Consider the following 18,903-nt stretch of genomic DNA (forward strand, 5'->3'; position numbering starts at 1 on the left):
GAGGGGTTGACGAGTTAAGCGAAGCACGGCATAATCTCACTTCTCTGCTGCTGACGAACAAAACGATTCGCAAGTGCAGCAAGGCAGTACCGAATACAGTTCTTTAACAATCAACAGTCGATAAGTGTGGGCGTTTGATGAGGTGCCAGCATCCTTTTGGGTGCTGAATGCTTAAATTATCAAATGTTCACACAAAAGAAATACGTTGCTCAGCAATGAGTAACGGTCAGTATTTTGAGTGAGCGATCTGCTGCGAAAGCAGCAAAAACAGAGATTAAACTGAAGAGTTTGATCCTGGCTCAGATTGAACGCTGGCGGCATGCTTTACACATGCAAGTCGAACGGCAGCGCGGGCGGGGGTAACCTCGCCTGGCGGCGAGTGGCGAACGGGTGAGTAATATATCGGAACGTACCCAAGAGTGGGGGATAACGTAGCGAAAGTTACGCTAATACCGCATACGATCCAAGGATGAAAGTGGGGGACCTTCGGGCCTCATGCTCCTGGAGCGGCCGATATCTGATTAGCTAGTTGGTGAGGTAAAGGCTCACCAAGGCGACGATCAGTAGCTGGTCTGAGAGGACGACCAGCCACACTGGGACTGAGACACGGCCCAGACTCCTACGGGAGGCAGCAGTGGGGAATTTTGGACAATGGGCGCAAGCCTGATCCAGCAATGCCGCGTGAGTGAAGAAGGCCTTCGGGTTGTAAAGCTCTTTTGTCAGGGAAGAAACGGTTCTGGATAATACCTGGAGCTAATGACGGTACCTGAAGAATAAGCACCGGCTAACTACGTGCCAGCAGCCGCGGTAATACGTAGGGTGCAAGCGTTAATCGGAATTACTGGGCGTAAAGCGTGCGCAGGCGGTTTTGTAAGTCTGTCGTGAAAGCCCCGGGCTTAACCTGGGAATTGCGATGGAGACTGCAAGGCTTGAATCTGGCAGAGGGGGGTAGAATTCCACGTGTAGCAGTGAAATGCGTAGAGATGTGGAGGAACACCGATGGCGAAGGCAGCCCCCTGGGTCAAGATTGACGCTCATGCACGAAAGCGTGGGGAGCAAACAGGATTAGATACCCTGGTAGTCCACGCCCTAAACGATGTCTACTAGTTGTCGGGTCTTAATTGACTTGGTAACGCAGCTAACGCGTGAAGTAGACCGCCTGGGGAGTACGGTCGCAAGATTAAAACTCAAAGGAATTGACGGGGACCCGCACAAGCGGTGGATGATGTGGATTAATTCGATGCAACGCGAAAAACCTTACCTACCCTTGACATGTCAGGAACCTCCGAGAGATTGGAGGGTGCCCGAAAGGGAGCCTGAACACAGGTGCTGCATGGCTGTCGTCAGCTCGTGTCGTGAGATGTTGGGTTAAGTCCCGCAACGAGCGCAACCCTTGTCATTAGTTGCTACGAAAGGGCACTCTAATGAGACTGCCGGTGACAAACCGGAGGAAGGTGGGGATGACGTCAAGTCCTCATGGCCCTTATGGGTAGGGCTTCACACGTCATACAATGGTACATACAGAGGGCCGCCAACCCGCGAGGGGGAGCTAATCCCAGAAAGTGTATCGTAGTCCGGATCGCAGTCTGCAACTCGACTGCGTGAAGTTGGAATCGCTAGTAATCGCGGATCAGCATGTCGCGGTGAATACGTTCCCGGGTCTTGTACACACCGCCCGTCACACCATGGGAGCGGGTTTTACCAGAAGTAGGTAGCTTAACCGCAAGGAGGGCGCTTACCACGGTAGGATTCGTGACTGGGGTGAAGTCGTAACAAGGTAGCCGTATCGGAAGGTGCGGCTGGATCACCTCCTTTCTAGAGTAGCACTGCGAGCGCGAGCTCGATCATCAAGCGTCCACGCTTATCGACTGTTCAAAGTTAAACGAGAAGAGTTTTCGGGGCTGTAGCTCAGCTGGTTAGAGCACCGTGTTGATAACGCGGGGGTCGTTGGTTCGAGTCCAACCAGCCCTACCAGGGCTATCAAACGAAAGTAAAAACCTACTTTCGTTTGGAACTGCGTTAGCTAAAAATGCCCGGCGAAGCCGGATCATTTTTAGATGGCAAAAGCCACAACGGGGGATTAGCTCAGCTGGGAGAGCACCTGCTTTGCAAGCAGGGGGTCGTCGGTTCGATCCCGTCATCCTCCACCAACTCTTGTTCACTGCATTTATGTAAGCCTGTGTGGTTTAGATAAGTGTAGTTCTCGTTCTTTAACAATCTGGAAGAAGTAAAGTTTTCTTTAAGCGTGTAGTTGATCCAACGATCAAATGCACACTTAGGGTAGTAATCTGTATGTATCAACAAACAAAGTAAGCTGAACTCTTGTCGATATGACGTTCCCTTCTCGTCTTTCCTTCGGAAAGACTGCAGGGGCCAACGTTATAGGGACAAGTGAATAAGTGCACATGGTGGATGCCTTGGCGATTACAGGCGATGAAGGACGTAGTAGCTTGCGATAAGCTGCGGGGAGTGAGCAAACACACTTTGATCCGCAGATTTCCGAATGGGGAAACCCGGCCTTTTAGGTCATCGCATACTGAATACATAGGTATGCGAAGCGAACGCGGCGAACTGAAACATCTAAGTAGCTGCAGGAAAAGAAATCAACCGAGATTCCCAAAGTAGTGGCGAGCGAAATGGGAAGAGCCTTGTACGTGATAGTCGGACTGATAGTGGAACAGCCTGGAAATGCTGGCCATAGAGGGTGATAGCCCCTTACACGAAATCAGACCGGTGATACTAAGCGTACGACAAGTAGGGCGGGACACGAGAAATCCTGTCTGAATATGGGGGGACCATCCTCCAAGGCTAAATACTCGTAATCGACCGATAGTGAACCAGTACCGTGAGGGAAAGGCGAAAAGAACCCCGGGAGGGGAGTGAAATAGATCCTGAAACCGTGTGCATACAAACAGTCGGAGCCTCTTCGTGGGGTGACGGCGTACCTTTTGTATAATGGGTCAGCGACTTACATTCAGTGGCGAGGTTAACCGAATAGGGGAGCCGTAGAGAAATCGAGTCCGAACAGGGCGACAGTCGCTGGGTGTAGACCCGAAACCAGGTGATCTACCCATGGCCAGGATGAAGGTGCGGTAACACGCCCTGGAGGTCCGAACCCACTAATGTTGAAAAATTAGGGGATGAGCTGTGGGTAGGGGTGAAAGGCTAAACAAACCTGGAAATAGCTGGTTCTCTCCGAAAACTATTTAGGTAGTGCCTCAAGTATCACCACCGGGGGTAGAGCACTGTTATGGCTAGGGGGTCATTGCGACTTACCAAACCATTGCAAACTCCGAATACCGGTGAGTGCGAGCTTGGGAGACAGACGTCGGGTGCTAACGTCCGGCGTCAAGAGGGAAACAACCCAGACCGCCAGCTAAGGTCCCAAAGATTGGCTAAGTGGAAAACGAAGTGGGAAGGCTAAAACAGTCAGGATGTTGGCTTAGAAGCAGCCATCATTTAAAGAAAGCGTAATAGCTCACTGATCGAGTCGTCCTGCGCGGAAGATGTAACGGGGCTAAGCCAGTCACCGAAGCTGCGGATATGTGCTTGCACATATGGTAGGAGAGCGTTCCGTAAGCCTGAGAAGGTGTCTTGTAAAGGATGCTGGAGGTATCGGAAGTGCGAATGCTGACATGAGTAGCGATAAAGAGGGTGAAAAGCCCTCTCGCCGAAAGCCCAAGGTTTCCTGTTCAACGTTCATCGGAGCAGGGTGAGTCGGCCCCTAAGGCGAGGCAGAGATGCGTAGCTGATGGGAAGCAGGTTAATATTCCTGCACCGTCGTATGATGCGATGGGGGGACGGATCGCGGAAGGTTGTCCAACTGTTGGAATAGTTGGTTTTTGACTCATAGAAGGTGCTTAGGCAAATCCGGGCACGTAATTCAAGGGGTCGAGACGGGTGTCCTTGCGACACGAAGCAATCGGAAGTGGTTCCAAGAAAAGCCTCTAAGCTTCAGTCATACGAGACCGTACCGCAAACCGACACAGGTGGGCGAGATGAGTATTCTAAGGCGCTTGAGAGAACTCGGGAGAAGGAACTCGGCAAATTGGTACCGTAACTTCGGGATAAGGTACGCCCCGGTAGCTTGACTGCTTTACTGCAGAAGGGTGAAAGGGTTGCAATAAACTGGTGGCTGCGACTGTTTAATAAAAACACAGCACTCTGCAAACACGAAAGTGGACGTATAGGGTGTGACGCCTGCCCGGTGCTGGAAGATTAAATGATGGGGTGCAAGCTCTTGATTGAAGTCCCAGTAAACGGCGGCCGTAACTATAACGGTCCTAAGGTAGCGAAATTCCTTGTCGGGTAAGTTCCGACCTGCACGAATGGCGTAACGATGGCCACACTGTCTCCTCCCGAGACTCAGCGAAGTTGAAATGTTTGTGATGATGCAATCTACCCGCGGCTAGACGGAAAGACCCCATGAACCTTTACTGTAGCTTTGCATTGGACTTTGAACCAATCTGTGTAGGATAGGTGGGAGGCTTTGAAGCGGGGACGCCAGTTCTCGTGGAGCCAACCTTGAAATACCACCCTGGTTCGTTTGAGGTTCTAACCTTGGCCCGTGATCCGGGTCGGGGACAGTGCATGGTAGGCAGTTTGACTGGGGCGGTCTCCTCCTAAAGTGTAACGGAGGAGTTCGAAGGTACGCTAGGTACGGTCGGACATCGTGCTAATAGTGCAATGGCATAAGCGTGCTTAACTGCGAGACCGACAAGTCGAGCAGGTACGAAAGTAGGACATAGTGATCCGGTGGTTCTGTATGGAAGGGCCATCGCTCAACGGATAAAAGGTACTCTGGGGATAACAGGCTGATTCCTCCCAAGAGTTCATATCGACGGGGGAGTTTGGCACCTCGATGTCGGCTCATCACATCCTGGGGCTGTAGCCGGTCCCAAGGGTATGGCTGTTCGCCATTTAAAGTGGTACGTGAGCTGGGTTTAAAACGTCGTGAGACAGTTTGGTCCCTATCTGCCGTGGGCGTTGGAAATTTGAAGGGGGCTGCTCCTAGTACGAGAGGACCGGAGTGGACGAACCTCTGGTGTACCGGTTGTCACGCCAGTGGCATTGCCGGGTAGCTAAGTTCGGAAGAGATAACCGCTGAAAGCATCTAAGCGGGAAACTCGCCTTGAGATGAGATTTCCCGGAGCCTTGAGCTCCTTGAAGGGTCGTTCGAGACCAGGACGTTGATAGGTCGGGTGTGGAAGTGCAGTAATGCATTAAGCTAACCGATACTAATTGCCCGTACGGCTTGTCCCTATAACCTTGGCAGTCATTGCCAGTACAAGGGTTCAGCTGTTTGTTGACACAACAGATTAAAACTACTTCTTCCAGATTCAGGGTAGCGTCCACATGGACGATACCCGTACAAGTTATGCCTGATGACCATAGCAAGTCGGTACCACCCCTTCCCATCCCGAACAGGACCGTGAAACGACTTTGCGCCGATGATAGTGCTGCAACCAGTGTGAAAGTAGGTTATCGTCAGGCTAGTTATATGCAGAAGCCCGCTCAGTTGATACTGAGCGGGCTTTTTGCTTTGGTGGCGCCCAAAAATCTCAGAATGTCATCACGAACCGCGCGCCGCCCTCCAGTGAGCGCGCGTAGCGAACCCGCCCCCCGTTCCGATGAACGAGTTGCCGCACCATGGCGAGACCGATGCCGCTGCCATTCGCGCGCGTCGTAAAAAACGGTGTGAAGATGTGCCGGATGAGTTCATCGGGTACGCCGGGACCGTTGTCCGCCACCTCGATGCGCAGTTGGCTGCCACGCACCAGGCGGGCGCTCACCTCCAGTTGCGGCCGGGGCTGGCCAGCGGTCGCTGCCAACGCGTTATTCGCAAGGTTGACCAGTGCTTGTTCCAGGTGGCCCGGGTCGGCCAGCAGCTCCAGATTGGCCGGCTCCACGGTGAAACGCGCCTCGCCTCCGTGCTCGGCCCACGCGCCGCCCACCATCGCACGCAGCCGCAGGAACAGGTCGTGCACACGGATGCGTTCAGGCCGGGGCTCGGGAACACTCGCCAGCGAACGGTAGCCGGTGACGAAGCTGGCCAGGCTGGTCGAGCGGCGGCCGATCGCGTCGAGTGCGGTGTCGAGGTCGACGGCGACGTCGGGTGCGAGGCCGGAAGCGCCCTTGAGCAGCTCGCGCGCCGTCTGTGACAGCGACGCGACCGGCGTGAGCGAATTCATGATTTCATGGGTCAGCACATGGACGAGTTTTTGCCAGGCTTGCATGGCTTCGGCTTCCAGTTCGTTCTCGACGGAGCTCAGGGCGACCAGTCGCTGCGGACGGCCTTCGATCGTCAGGTCGACCGCGCCCGCGAGCGCCCGCTCGGCGCCATGCTCCGTATCGATGCTCAGCACCGTGCGCCGGTCCGCCGGCAGTGCGGCAAGCTGCCGGCCGAAGCGGCCGCTGTCGACGACACGACCCGGCGCCAGCAGGCGCCGGGCAGCGGTGTTCAGCGTTTGCAATGGGCCGTCCGGCCCCGGCGCATCCAGGATGAACAGGGCGACCGGTGCGAATTCGATCCAGGTGTCGAGACGGTCCGCGCGTGCGGCGTCCGGCCGCTGCGCAACGGGAATCTCCAGTGGCGCGACAGGTGCCGTGCGGATCCGCGCCGCGTACCAGACAAGGCCCGCGCCGCCGAGCAGCGCCGCCCCCGCGCCTGCCCAGGTCCAGGCCTGGCCGGCGCCGTGGGCAAACCATCCCGCGCCGAACAACAGCGCGGCCCCCGTTCCGGCCGCGATGGCGGCCGTCGATCGCGGCGGCGCTTCAGAGTCCATGCTTGTCGAGTTTGCGGTACAGGGCCGCGCGGCTGACGCCCAACAGGCGGGCGGCGCGGCTGATATTGCCCTGCACCTTGTCGAGTGCCGCGGCCACGGCGTCGCGCTCCAGCGTATCCAGCTTGAGCGAAGCCGGCGTGGCGCACGGCGCCGCGTCGACCGGAACGACGCGCGCCGCCACGCCGAAATCGTCGACCATGTAGCGCTCGCCCTGGCTCAGGATCACGGCCCGCTCGCAGGCATGACGCAGGGCGCGTACGTTGCCGGGCCAGTCGTGGTGCTGCAGCAGGTCGAGCGCCGCGGCGTCGAGCGGCCGCGGCGTCCGTCCGTAATGGTGCTGATAGTGCGCCAGGTAGTGCGCGAGCAGCTGCGGAATGTCGCCCTGCCGCTCGCGCAGCGGCGGCACCTTGATCACGATGGTATTCAGGCGAAACAGCAGGTCGGGACGAAACACGGCGGGATCGTGCAGGGCATCCTCGGCGAGATTGGTGGCGCTGACGATGCGCACGTCGATGGCCTGCGCGCGGTCGGCGCCGAGCGGCGTGACTTCGCGCCGCTCCAGCGCCGTCAACAGCTTGGCCTGGGCGGGCAGGGGAAGATTGCCGATTTCGTCGAGGAAGAGCGTGCCACCGGACGCCGCCTGGAAGCGTCCTGCCCGGTCGTGGCGCGCGTCGGTGAACGCGCCCCTGCGGTGGCCGAACAATTCGCTCTCCAGCGTCGCTTCGGGCAGGGCACCCATGTCGAGGGCGAGGAACGGACGCGCCGCGCGCCGGGACTGGCAGTGCAGGGCGCGCGCGACCAGTTCCTTGCCGACGCCGTTCTCGCCCAGCACCAGGATATTGGCCTCGGTCGGCGCGACGTGGGCGATCAGGCTGCGCAAGTGACGCATCGACGGCGCGTCTCCCATCAGCGCACGATCGTCTCCGGCGGCGGAGACGGCGCCCGCGCGCCGCGCGCACGCCTGGTCGACGGCCGCCACCAGGCGCGCATTGTCCCAGGGCTTGGTCAGGAAGTCGCAGGCGCCCGCTTTCATGGCCTCCACGGCCAGCGCCACGTCCGCATAGGCGGTCAGCGCGATCACGGCAGGCGGCTGCGGCAAGGCCTGTAGTTGGCGCAGGGCGGCGAGACCCGCCGCGCCGTCGGTCTGGCCCGGCGCGAAGTTAAAGTCGAGCAGGACGACGTCCGGCGCGCAGCCCTGCAGGTAGCGCGGCAGGTCCGCAGGATGCGCCAGGCTGTCCACCCGCGCCACGTGCCGCCGCAGCAGCAGCGTGGCCGCGTAGGCCACATCGGCATCGTCGTCGAGGACCAGGATGTGCGCTGCGCTTGGCGGCATGGCGAGGCGGGCGTGAGTTGAGTTGGCCGATTCTAGCAGCCGCCGCGCACCCCGCCCAGCGATTCGGGCGCCGGGACCGCGGAGTGTCCGGAAGCGGACACCCGGCCCGTCCGCTTATGGACAATCCCGTGTCCACGAATGTCCGTTTGGGCCGGAAACGCCGTGGCATGGATGTTGCAAACAGTGCCGTCATGCTCTCTCACATGCATCCGCACCTGCCCCGACCCGACGCCGACGGCGCCGCCATGGACACCCCGCTGCCCGCGCGCCGCGCGCGCCCCCTTGCCGTGGCGGGCGGCGTCGCGCTGCTGGCCGCCGCCGCGCTGCTGTTGTGGCGGATGATGCCGCAAGGCCTGGCGGTCGACGCGGCCAACGTGCGCGTGGCCGTCGCCGGCCGGGACACGTTCCACGACGACGTGCTGGTGCGCGCCACCGCTGCCCCCTTGCGTTCCGTGATGCTGGATGCGGTCGAATCGGGCCGGGTCGAGGAGGTGCAGGCGCGCGACGGCGCGACCGTCGCGAAGGGGGACGTGCTGTTCCGCCTGTCGAACGCCCAGCGGCGCCTGGAACTGCTGCAGCGCGAATCGGAACGGGCGCAGCAGATTTCGAATGCGATGAACATGCGGATCGCGCTCGAGGCGAGCCGCGCAGACCGGCGCCGGCGGCTGGCGGACCTCGAGTTCGCGGCGCGCGAAGCGGACAAGCAGTACCGCCGCAACCTGGCCCTGTCCGGGCAGGGATTCGTATCCGCGTCCGCGCTGCAGGATGCGTTCGACCGCAGCACGCAGCAACAGCGGCTGCTGGCCGCGGAGCGGGCCGACGCGCGCGCCGAGGAGCGCATCCAGGCGAATGCCCTGCAGCAGATGGAGAAGGCCGGCATGCGCCTGGAAACGGGCCTGCGGCTCGTCAGCGAAACCGTCGCGGCGCTGGAAGTGCGTGCGCCGGTCGCGGGACGGCTGACCGACTTCCGGCTGCAGGTCGGCGAAACGGTCAAGCTCGACCAGCACCTCGGCCGCATCGACGATCCGGCGCGCTTCAAGCTGGCGGCCCAGCTCGACGAGTATTACCTGAACCGCCTGGCGCCAGGACTGCAGGCGCACGCCGACGTGAACGGCGTGCGGTACGCGTTGACGGTCAGCCGGCTCTACCCGCAGATCCGCGACGGCAAGTTCGCGCTCGAACTGGCGTTCGCCGCCGCCGCGCCCGCGCTCCAGCCGGGCCAGGGCCTGGAAGTGGCGATCACGCTCGGTGCCCCTGCGCCCGCGCTGGTGCTGCCCATGGATGCTTGGATCGCCGACGGCGGCGGTGCCAGCGCCTATGTGGTCGGCGCCGACGGGCGCAGCGCGCTGCGGCGCACGATCCGCACCGGACGGCGCAACGCCGGCCAGATCGAAGTGCTGGCTGGCCTGGCGCCAGGGGAGCGCGTCATCGTTTCTTCCTGCGCCGCATACGGCCAGGCCGCGCGGCTCGCCTTCGCGCAGCCGGTCGGCCCATCGACACAACCCAAGGACGTGACACAATGAAGCTCGACGACGACCCATCCATTCCTACCGGAGACACCATGCTGAAGCTCGTCAACGTGACCAAGACGTATCGCGGCGGCGACGTGCGCACGCGCGCGCTCGACGGCATCAACCTGGAGATCGAGGCCGGCGAATACCTGGCCATCACCGGTCCCTCCGGCTGCGGCAAGTCGACGCTGCTGGCGATGCTCGGCCTGCTCGACACCCCGGACAGCGGCGAATACTGGATCGATGGCCAGGAGGCCGGCCGCCTGGACGAGACGCGCCTGAACCGGTTGCGGCGCGGACGCATCGGCTTCATCTTCCAGAACTTCAACCTGATCGAGGCGCTCAGCGTCCAGGAGAACGTCGAGCTGGCATTGCAGTACATGGACGTGCCGGCGGCCGAGCGGCGCCGGCGCGCCGCCGCGATGCTGGAGAAGCTGGGCGTGGCGCACCGCGCGCGTCATCGCCCGTCGCAACTCTCCGGTGGCCAGCAACAGCGCGTGGCGATCGCGCGCGCGCTGGTCCCGAACCCCGCCGTGCTGCTCGCCGACGAGCCGACCGGCAACCTCGACACGGCGCGCGGCGAGGAGGTCATGCGCCTGCTCCGCCAGATCAACGGCGAAGGCACGACCATCGTGATGGTGACCCACTCGCCGGCGCATGCGGCCCAGGCGTCGCGCACGGTGCGCCTGCTCGATGGGCGGGTCGTGGTCGATGCCCTCCACGCGGCGTGAAGGAGCGGCGATGACCCGACAGGATTTCGCGATCGGCTGGCGCACGCTGGTCCAGGACCCGGTGTATTCGCTGGTGGTCGTGCTGGGGCTGGCGATCGGCTTCGGTGCCTGCCTGCTGCTGCTCGGCTTCGTGCGCTACTCATGGCAATACAACGCCAACGTGCCGCATGTGGAACAGGTCTACGTGGTCAAGCAGCGCGACAACCGGCAGCCGACGGCGCCCTGGTTCGACCAGGTCCCGCTGCTGTTGCACGCGACCGCGCTCAAGACGGCCGGCGTCGACAGTGCGGCCGCGTGGCTGCCGACCCGCCCGCGGCAGCTGACGGCGCGCATCGAAGGCCGCCTGTACCGCCACGACAGCCTGACGGTCACGCCGGAATTCGCCCGCACGCTCGGCCTCGTGGCGGTGCGGGGCGATCTCGGCGCCGCGCTGCGCCAGCCCGACAGCTTCGCCATCACGGAAGCCGGCGCGCTGGCGGCCTTCGGCAGCGTCGACGCGATCGGCCGCACCATCGAGGTCGACGGCCAGTCGGTGCGCGTCGGCGCGGTGCTCCGTACGCCGCCCGCCAACACGACGATTCCCTTCGAGACCCTGTTCGGCCCGGCGTCGAACGTGAACCCCGCCGACATCCGCGACGAACTCGCGACGGGCAGCCGCGGCTGGTGGGGCAGGATGCTGATTCGTGTAAAACCCGGCGGATCGATCGAGCCGATTCGCGCCGCCCTGCAGGACGCGGTCGATCACGCCGCGGCGCTGCAACGGATCCCGGCCGTGACGCGCGCCCGCCTGGGGGGACGCAAGGTCATGGATGTGGCGCTGGTCCCGCTCGGCGACGCCTATTTCGACCGCGACCTGGCCTCCAACAACCTCGCGCAGCCGGGACCGCGCGGCGACCGCGCGGTGGTGGCCGGCCTGGGCGCCATCGCCCTGCTGATCCTGATGCTCGCGGCGATCAATTACGTCAACCTGGCGACGGCGCGCGTGGTCCGGCGGCAGCGCGAGATCGCCATGCGCAAGGTGCTGGGCGCGAGCCCGCGCCAGATCGCCATGCAATTCATCGCCGAGGCCCTGCTGGTCGCGCTGCTGGCCACGGGCCTCGGCCTGCTGCTGGCCTGGCTGGCGCTGCCGCTGTTCGCGACGCTGGTGGCGCGCGACCTCGACGGCATGCTGTCGCCCTCGAATCTCGGCGCGGCGCTGGCGCTGGGCGTGGCGCTCGGCCTGGCCAGCGCGATCAATCCCGTGTGGACCGCACTGCGCGTGGCCCCGCACGGGGCACTGAGCGGGCGCCAGGATACCGAATCGGTACGTGCCGGCCAGGTACGCAAGCTGATGACGGTGCTGCAGATCGGCGCGGCGATGGGCCTGGCCTGCGTGACGCTCGCGATCACCTGGCAGACGCGCCATGCGCTGGCGAGGTCGCCGGGATTCGATCCGTCACCCCTGCTGATCGTGGACCTGGAAGGCGGCGCGAACGCGCGTGACACGGCCGCCGCGCGCGGCCTGATCGCGGCGCTGAAGGCCGACCGCACGGTGGCGGGCGTGGCCATCAGCGAAGATGCGGTCGGCCGCCACGACAGCGCCTGGTCGCGCGAGCTGCGCCGGCCCGGCGTGGCCGACGTGCGCGTCGAGATGAAATCCGTCAGCGCCAATTTCTTCGAACAGTATGGCATCAAGCCGGTCGCGGGCAGGCTGTTCGACCCCCGCGTCGACGCGGACCAGGCGGCCGAACCATTGGTCGTCAATGCGGTGGCCGTGCGCCAGCTCGGCTTCGCCAGCCCGGCCGCGGCGATCGGGCAGACGGTGGTCTTCACGAATTTCGACGACACCGTCGTCCACAAGCGGATCGTCGGCGTCGCGCCGGAACTGCGCTTCCATTCGCTGCGGGAGGCGCCGGCCGCGATCGGCTACGAATTGTGGATCGCCGGCTCGACGCTGACGGTGAAGGCGATGCGTTCGCTGCCCGAGACCGCGGCGGCGGTGCGGGCCCTGTGGCCGCGCTGGTTCCCGAATTCGGTGTTGACCATGCATGACGCCACCGACGTGCTCGCGGCCGACTATGCCGAGGACCGGCGCCTCGCCCGGCTCATGGCCATCGCCACCGGCATCGCGCTCGCCATCGCGGCCTTCGGCACCTACGCGCTGGCCGCCGACGCCGCCCAGAGACGGGCGCGCGAAATCGTCCTGCGCAAACTGTACGGCGCCCGCAAGCGCGATATCGGCCTGCTCATGCTGCGCGAGTTCGGCGCGCTGACGCTGGCGGGTGCCGCCATCGGATTGCCGATCGGGGCGGTCGTGGGCGAGCGCTATCTGTCCGCGTTCGTCGAGCGTGCCCCGTTCGGCCACTGGAACGTGGCGCTGGCCTTTTTCGCCAGTGCCTGCATGGCGCTGGTGGCGATCGCGCAGCATGCCTGGGGCGCGATGCGCATGTCGCCGGCGGACGCGCTCAGGGGGTGACGCTGCCGGTACGCACCGCGATCGGATGCCCCGCCCGCAGCTGCAACAGGTCCCACAGATTACCGTAGAGGTCTTCGAACACGGCCACCGTGCCGTACTCTTCCTCTTTCGGATCGCGTATGAACGTGACCCCGTTGTTGAGCAGCCGTTCGTAATCGCGCCAGAAATCGTCCGTGTTCAGGAACAGGAACACGCGCCCGCCGGCCTGGTTGCCGATGAACGGCTGCTGTTCAGGCTTCGATGCTTTCGCGAGCAGCAGCGTGGTGCCGGCGCCGCCCGGCGGCGCGATCACGACCCAGCGCTTGTCCTGCGCCGGCTGATACGTATCGTCCAGCAGTTCGAAACCAAGTTTGCCGACGTAGAAATCGATGGCTTCATCGTAGTCGCGCACGACCAGTGCAATGTGGACGATGGATTGCTGCATGAACGCTCCGTTGTGATTGATCGATGCCGATCAGTGTAGCAGTGCGACCGGTTACCGGATCCCCAACACCGCGATCAGCCCCCAGCTGATCAGTCCCAGCCCGACGAGCGACACGACGACGGTCGTGGTCACCTTGGCGCCCGCGCGCAGCACGGCGCGCGCGTCGACGCCGAGGCCGAGCGCCGCCATCGACATGCTGGTCAGCCATCCGGATGCGGCGTGCGCCGGTTCGAGCAGCGCGGCAGGCAATGCGCCGACGGACCGCAACGTCATCAGGGCGAGGAATCCGACGATGAACCAGGGGACAAGCTGCGCAATCGGCAGCGCCCGGTGCCGGCCGCCGTCGCGCCGGCATACCGACAGCCCGAGCACGACGGGGCCGAGCATCAGCACCCGCACCAGCTTCACGAGGGTCCCGATTTGCAGGCTCGCCAGCGACACCGGCGCCGCCGCGGCCAGGACCTGCGGCACGGCATACACGGTCATGCCGGCGAAGATGCCGTATTGGAGCGGCGTCAGCGCCAGTACCCGGTCGAGCAGCGGCAGCACGAGCACGACGACGACGCCCAGCACGGCCGTGAAGGCAATCGACGATGCGACATCCTTGCCGTCGGCATCGATGACGGGAGCGACGGCGGCGATGGCCGAGTTCCCGCAAATCGAATTCCCGCACGCGACCAGCACTGCCATCTCGTGCGGCAGTTGCAGCAGCCGGCCGACGGCGTAGCTGAAGCCGATCGCCAGGACCACCGCGAGCGCGATCCCGCCCAGCAGCGGCAGGCCGTGCGCGACGATCGCGCCGGCGCTGACGGAAGCGCCGAGCAGCATCACCGCCAGTTCGAGCACGAACTTGGCCGTAAAGCGCACGCCGGCCTCGCACGCGGCGGGGATCGGCGCGACGGTGCGCACGAGGCTCCCCAGCAGGATGGCCAGCACGAGGCTTTCCAGCCATGCGCGGCCAAAGAGCGCGGTTTCGCCGCGTTCCAGTAAAACGGCGGCGCCGGTGACGACGGTACCGAGAAAGAGGCCGGGAAGCAGGCGGAGGATTGTGTTGTTCATGTCATATGCCTTGATCGAGCCCGCAGTATCGGCTGGACAGCTTTGTTCGGTCCATCTTAAAATTCAGCACAAATCGTGTAAAAAAATCGAACGATGACCCTTGACCAGCTCCGCATCTTCGTCGCCGTCGCCGAACGCCAGCACCTGACCCAGGCGGCGGACGTCCTCGCGCTGACACCGTCCGCCGTCAGCGCATCGATCCGCGCGCTGGAAGAACGCTATGGCACGCCCTTGTTCGACCGGGTGGGGCGGCGCATCGAAGTCAATCCGGCGGGGCGCATCTTCCTCGACGAAGCACGCGCCACGCTGGCCCGCGCCGCCGGCGCCGAGCGCGTGCTGGTCGAACTGGCGGGACTGGCGCGCGGCGCGCTCGCGCTGCAGGCCAGCCAGACGATCGCCAGCTACTGGCTGCCGCCGCTGCTCGTCCGGTTTCGCGAAACGCATCCGCAGATCGACGTGCGGCTGGACGTCGGCAATACGCAGTCGGTGGCGGACGCCGTGCGTGACGGACAGGCCGATCTCGGCCTCGTCGAGGGCGGCGTCGACGATGCGGCGCTCGTCGTCGACAGCGTCGGGCAGGACCGCATGGCGATCGTCGTCGCGCCCGGTCATCCGTGGGCGCGCAAGCGCAAGCTGAGCGCCGCCGATTTGCAGGCCGCACGCTGGATCATGCGCGAACCGGGATCGGGGACGCGTTCCGTGCTCGAAGAGATGCTGGTGGGGCAGGGCGCCGACCTGGCCGCGCTGCAGGTCGCGTTGACCTTGCCGTCCAACGAAGCCGTGCGCGCGGCCGTGATGAGCGGAGGCGATGTGGCCGGACTGTCGGAACTGGTCGCGGCGCCCTATGTAGCGGCCGGCCTGCTCGCCAAGGTGCGCGTGAACCTGCCGCCGCGCGACTTTTTCCTGCTGCGCCACCGCGAGCGATACCGCAGCCGCGCGGCCCAGGCGTTCGAGCAGCTGGTGCGCGCAGCCCCGGGTGCCTGATCCGCGCCAGATCGGCAGGATCAGGCAATCCTTCGTCAGTATCCTGCTACCGCCTGGCGCGCCCGGACTCCTATGATGGATTCATCGTTCACGAGGAGTCCAGCCATGAAAACCATAGCCACCATCTATATCGACGGCCAGTTCGTTACCCCGCACGGACGCGAGCCGCTCGTCCTGCTCGACCCCGCCACGGAGCGCGAGACGACGACCGTGATCCTGGCCGACGACGTCGACGCGCAGCGCGCGATCGCGGCCGCGAAGGCGGCGTTTCCGGCCGTGGCGCGCACGACGCGCGAGGAACGCATGGCATGGCTGCAGCGCCTGCACGACGCCGTCGCCGCGGCGGAACCGGACATCATCGACGTGATGGTCACAGAATACGGCGGCACGACGGCGATGGCGACGGGCACCGCGCGCCGCGCCGCCGCGTCGTTTGCGATCGCGCGCCGCCTGCTGGCCGAGTATCCGTTCGAGCGCGAGGTCGGCGGTGCGCGCGTGACGATGGTGCCGCATGGCGTCGTCGGCATGATCACGCCGTGGAATGCGAGCATCGGGTTCATCGCGAGCAAGCTGGCGATGGCGATCGCCGCCGGCAGCACGGCCGTCATCAAGCCCAGCGAACTGAGTGCCGCGCAGACGGAACTCATCACGCGCGTGATGCATGGCGCGGGCCTGCCGCCGGGTGTCTTCAACATCGTCACCGGCCGCGGCGACGTGGTCGGCGCGGCGATCACGCGCCATCCCGACATCGCCAAGATCTCGTTCACCGGTTCGACGGCCGTCGGCAAGGCAATCGCGCGCGGCGCCGTCGACACCATGAAGCGGGTGACGCTGGAACTGGGCGGCAAATCGCCGACGGTGCTCCTCGACGATGCGGACTTCGCGAAGGCGATGCCGCTGGCGGCACAGGCCGCGGTGATGAACAGCGGGCAGGCGTGCATCGCCGGCACGCGCCTGCTGGTGCCCGAGAGCCGCGTCGGCGAAGCGCATGAGCTGGCGGTGCGCGCCTTTCGCGACCTGGTCGTCGGTCCGACCCGCGACCCGCGCGTGAGCGTGGGGCCGATGGTCACGCGCACGCAGTACGAGCGGGTGCAGGCGTATATCCGCAAGGGGATCGAGGAGGGCGCGACGTTGTTGACGGGCGGTCCCGGCCGGCCGGAAGGACTGGAGCACGGTTACTTCGTGCGGCCGACCGTGTTCGGCCACGTCCGCAACGACATGACCGTCGCGCGCGACGAGATCTTCGGGCCGGTCCTGTCCATCATCCCTTATCGCGACGACGACGATGCCATCGCCATCGCCAACGATACGCCATATGGCCTGCATGCCTATGTGTTCGGTGCGGACCTGGCGCGCGCGAACCGCGTCGCAGCAAGCATCCAGGCCGGGCGCGTGTTCGTGAATGGATTGTATGATGCACCGGAGGCGCCGTTCGGCGGCTTCAAGCAGTCCGGCCTGGGGCGCGAGTTCGGCGTCTTCGGCCTGGAGACTTATCTCGAACCCCAAGCCATCATGGGCCATGACAAACGACTCTGAGTCCAACCTCCTCGGCCAGTTGCGCAGCCTGGCCGACAAGGCGATGCGCGGCGCCGGCCCCGGTGTCCTCGATCTCGCCACCGATCTGCCCTGGCTCTGGCTCGTGCGCCGGCCCGCGCCGACGCCGGCCGGGCGCGGGATCCTGTCGCCGTCCGTCTGCCTGCTGGTGCAGGGCGAGAAGGAGATGCTCGTCGGCCAGCGGGTGCTGCGCTACGGCCCCGGATGTTATGTGCAGGCGGGGGCGGCGATGCCCGTATCGGGCCAGGTGACGCGAGCGAGCGAGGCCGCGCCGTACTACGGCATCCGCGTCGACATCGATCCCAAGGAAGTGGCGGCGTTCGTGCTGGAGATGCGGCTGCAGCTGGCGGCGAACGACGCCGACCCGCCCGCGATCACGGTCGAGCGCGCGGACGAGGCCATGCTGGAAGTGTTCGTGCGTCTCCTGCGCCTGCTCGAGCGGCCGCGCGACCTGGCCGTGCTGGGCCGCCTGCTCAAGCAGGAGCTGATCTACCATCTCGTCACGGCGCCGGGCGGGGCGACATTGAGCCGCGGGGTGGCAGGCGGGCAGCGCGAACGTGCCGTGGGCGAGGCGATTCACTGGATCCGCACGCATTACAACGAGCCCCTGAGCATCGACGCGCTGGCGCGCACGGTGCACATGAGTCCTTCGGTGCTGCACCGGCGCTTCAAGGCGGCGACCGTGATGAGCCCCTTGCAGTACCAGAAGCAGGTGCGCCTGCTCGAGGCGCGCAAGATGCTGATGAGCGGCGATGTCGAGGCGGCGAGCGTCGCGTTTGAGGTCGGGTATGAAAGTCCGTCGCAGTTCAGCCGCGAGTACCGCCGGCTGTTCGGCGCGCCGCCGTTGAAGGATGCGGAGCAGCTGCGGCGCCAGCCCGCGGCTGCCCAGCCTTAGCGGCAAGGAGAACATGATGATCGAAGCGGACCTGGTCCTGGACGACGGCCACATATTGCATTTCTACGACCAGGGGCCGTCCGATGGCGCCGGTCTCGCGGTCTTCTGGCTGCACGGTACACCGAATATCGGTCCGCCACCCGCGCCGCTGTTCGCCGATGCCGCCCGCCTCGGATTGCGTTGGATCGGCTACGACCGGCCCGGCTATGGCGGCTCGACGCCGCGCGAAGGCCGCGACGTGGCCTCGGCCGCGCGCGACGTCGTCCGTATCGCCGACCGGCTGGGCATCGACCGCTTCGCCGTGATGGGGCACTCCGGCGGCGGCCCTCATGCGCTGGCCTGCGCCGCGCTTCTGCCCGGACGCGTGCTGGCGGCGGTGGGCATCGCCGGTCTCGCACCCTATGGCGCCGAGGGACTCGACTGGTTTGCGGGCATGCGGCCGTCCGGCGAGGCCGGTCTGCGCGCGGCCCACGCGGGACGGGCGACCAAGGCCGAGTACGAGGCATCGTGCCCGGCATTCGACCCTGCGCTGTTCACCGAGCGCGACCGGGCTGCCTTGTCGGGGCAGTGGGCCTGGTTCGACAGCGTCGTTGGTCCGGCGATGGCCGGCGGGCCCGGTGGATTGATCGACGACGACATCGCCTACGTCACGCCCTGGGGTTTCGATTGCGCGCAGATAGCGCGGCCGGTGCTCCTGTTGCATGGGGACGAGGATCGCATGGTGCCCAGGCAGCACGGAGAATGGCTGGCGCGGCACTGTCCCGCGGCCGAGCTGTGGTTGCGGCCCGGGGACGGGCATATCTCCGTGTTGAGTGCCGCACCGCGTGCGCTGGAGTGGCTGAGGACGCAGATGTAGGTCCTCGTCGGATTTTTGCTACTGCTGGGCTTGCAGGACGGAATGGCGGTTGCTATACTGCGCGTCCGCTTCACGGCACGGTTGAAATCCCAAGGAAATCAATGTGTTAACGTTGCAGTGCCGAGTTCGGTGTTGCAGCGAAGCGAAAAGAGAAGTTGACGAACATCGCGAAACACTGCATAATCTCACTTCTCTGCTGCTGACGAACAAAACGATTCGCAGATGCAGCAAGGCAGTACCGAATACAGTTCTTTAACAATCAACAGTCGATAAGTGTGGGCGTTTGATGAGGTGCCAGCATCCTTCGGGATGCTGA

The 18,903-nt window shown here is 64.3% G+C and carries 11 protein-coding genes, 2 tRNA genes and 3 rRNA genes; 12 read left to right on the top strand and 4 right to left on the bottom strand.

Translation table 11 applies throughout. The features are described 5' to 3' along the window. The first annotated feature begins 276 nt into the window (after positions 1 to 276). The 5 genes from ACEN9Q_RS00005 to rrf all read left to right on the top strand — a co-directional run bounded on the left by ACEN9Q_RS00005 (position 277) and on the right by rrf (position 5,493). A 16S ribosomal RNA gene (locus tag ACEN9Q_RS00005) occupies positions 277 to 1,815 on the top strand. An 82-nt stretch (positions 1,816 to 1,897) separates the two neighbouring features. Further along, positions 1,898 to 1,974 (top strand) — tRNA-Ile (locus ACEN9Q_RS00010). 100 nt (positions 1,975 to 2,074) lie between these two features. Next, positions 2,075 to 2,150 (top strand) — tRNA-Ala (locus ACEN9Q_RS00015). A 235-nt stretch (positions 2,151 to 2,385) separates the two neighbouring features. Next, positions 2,386 to 5,262 (top strand): 23S ribosomal RNA (locus tag ACEN9Q_RS00020). A 118-nt stretch (positions 5,263 to 5,380) separates the two neighbouring features. Further along, positions 5,381 to 5,493, top strand: a 5S ribosomal RNA gene (rrf, locus tag ACEN9Q_RS00025). The 16S, 23S and 5S rRNA genes sit together here with 2 tRNA genes alongside, the layout of an rRNA operon. 68 nt (positions 5,494 to 5,561) lie before the next feature. Here rrf and ACEN9Q_RS00030 read toward each other — a convergent pair. Beyond that, entirely contained in the window at positions 5,562 to 6,785 is a 1,224-nt protein-coding gene (locus tag ACEN9Q_RS00030; protein WP_495626947.1) for a sensor histidine kinase, read from the bottom strand. Further along, entirely contained in the window at positions 6,775 to 8,118 is a 1,344-nt protein-coding gene (locus tag ACEN9Q_RS00035; RefSeq protein WP_495626948.1) for a sigma-54-dependent transcriptional regulator, read from the bottom strand. The genes ACEN9Q_RS00030 and ACEN9Q_RS00035 overlap by 11 nt, the downstream gene beginning before the upstream one ends. Before the next feature lie 167 nt (positions 8,119 to 8,285). Here ACEN9Q_RS00035 and ACEN9Q_RS00040 point away from each other — a divergent pair, with 167 nt between their 5' ends. From ACEN9Q_RS00040 to ACEN9Q_RS00050, 3 genes are read left to right on the top strand one after another with little or no spacing between them, the layout of a single operon-like run. Next, entirely contained in the window at positions 8,286 to 9,641 is a 1,356-nt protein-coding gene (locus tag ACEN9Q_RS00040; protein WP_495626949.1) for an efflux RND transporter periplasmic adaptor subunit, read from the top strand. Positions 9,642 to 9,679: 38 nt separating this feature from the next. Next, the gene (locus ACEN9Q_RS00045) at positions 9,680 to 10,360 is read left to right on the top strand and encodes an ABC transporter ATP-binding protein (RefSeq protein ID WP_056450474.1); all 681 of its coding nucleotides are present in this window, start codon (positions 9,680 to 9,682) and stop codon (positions 10,358 to 10,360) included. Positions 10,361 to 10,370: 10 nt separating this feature from the next. Beyond that, a complete protein-coding gene (locus tag ACEN9Q_RS00050) occupies positions 10,371 to 12,815 on the top strand; it encodes an FtsX-like permease family protein (RefSeq protein WP_495626950.1) in 2,445 nt (814 codons plus the stop codon). Here the strand turns inward: ACEN9Q_RS00050 and ACEN9Q_RS00055 are convergent. Beyond that, positions 12,805 to 13,239, bottom strand: coding sequence for a VOC family protein (locus ACEN9Q_RS00055; protein ID WP_495626951.1), 435 nt, complete (start codon positions 13,237 to 13,239; stop codon positions 12,805 to 12,807). The genes ACEN9Q_RS00050 and ACEN9Q_RS00055 overlap by 11 nt on opposite strands. A 51-nt stretch (positions 13,240 to 13,290) precedes the next feature. Further along, positions 13,291 to 14,298, bottom strand: a complete 1,008-nt coding sequence (locus ACEN9Q_RS00060) for a YeiH family protein (protein WP_495626952.1) — start codon at positions 14,296 to 14,298, stop codon at positions 13,291 to 13,293. Between the two features lie 93 nt (positions 14,299 to 14,391). Here ACEN9Q_RS00060 and ACEN9Q_RS00065 point away from each other — a divergent pair, with 93 nt between their 5' ends. The 4 genes from ACEN9Q_RS00065 (at position 14,392) to ACEN9Q_RS00080 (ending at position 18,587) form a co-directional block, all read left to right on the top strand. Beyond that, positions 14,392 to 15,282 carry a LysR family transcriptional regulator gene (locus tag ACEN9Q_RS00065; protein ID WP_056450461.1) on the top strand — a complete coding sequence of 297 codons (891 nt, stop codon included), beginning with the start codon at positions 14,392 to 14,394 and terminating at the stop codon, positions 15,280 to 15,282. Between the two features lie 105 nt (positions 15,283 to 15,387). Beyond that, positions 15,388 to 16,818, top strand: coding sequence for an aldehyde dehydrogenase family protein (locus ACEN9Q_RS00070; protein ID WP_495626953.1), 1,431 nt, complete (start codon positions 15,388 to 15,390; stop codon positions 16,816 to 16,818). Continuing rightward, positions 16,802 to 17,731 carry an AraC family transcriptional regulator gene (locus ACEN9Q_RS00075; RefSeq protein WP_495626954.1) on the top strand — a complete coding sequence of 310 codons (930 nt, stop codon included), beginning with the start codon at positions 16,802 to 16,804 and terminating at the stop codon, positions 17,729 to 17,731. The genes ACEN9Q_RS00070 and ACEN9Q_RS00075 overlap by 17 nt, the downstream gene beginning before the upstream one ends. A 13-nt stretch (positions 17,732 to 17,744) precedes the next feature. After that, entirely contained in the window at positions 17,745 to 18,587 is an 843-nt protein-coding gene (locus ACEN9Q_RS00080) for an alpha/beta fold hydrolase (protein ID WP_495626955.1), read from the top strand. The last annotated feature ends 316 nt before the right edge of the window (positions 18,588 to 18,903 follow it).

The sequence above is a fragment of the Massilia sp. Masssp93 genome, from assembly GCF_059491295.1.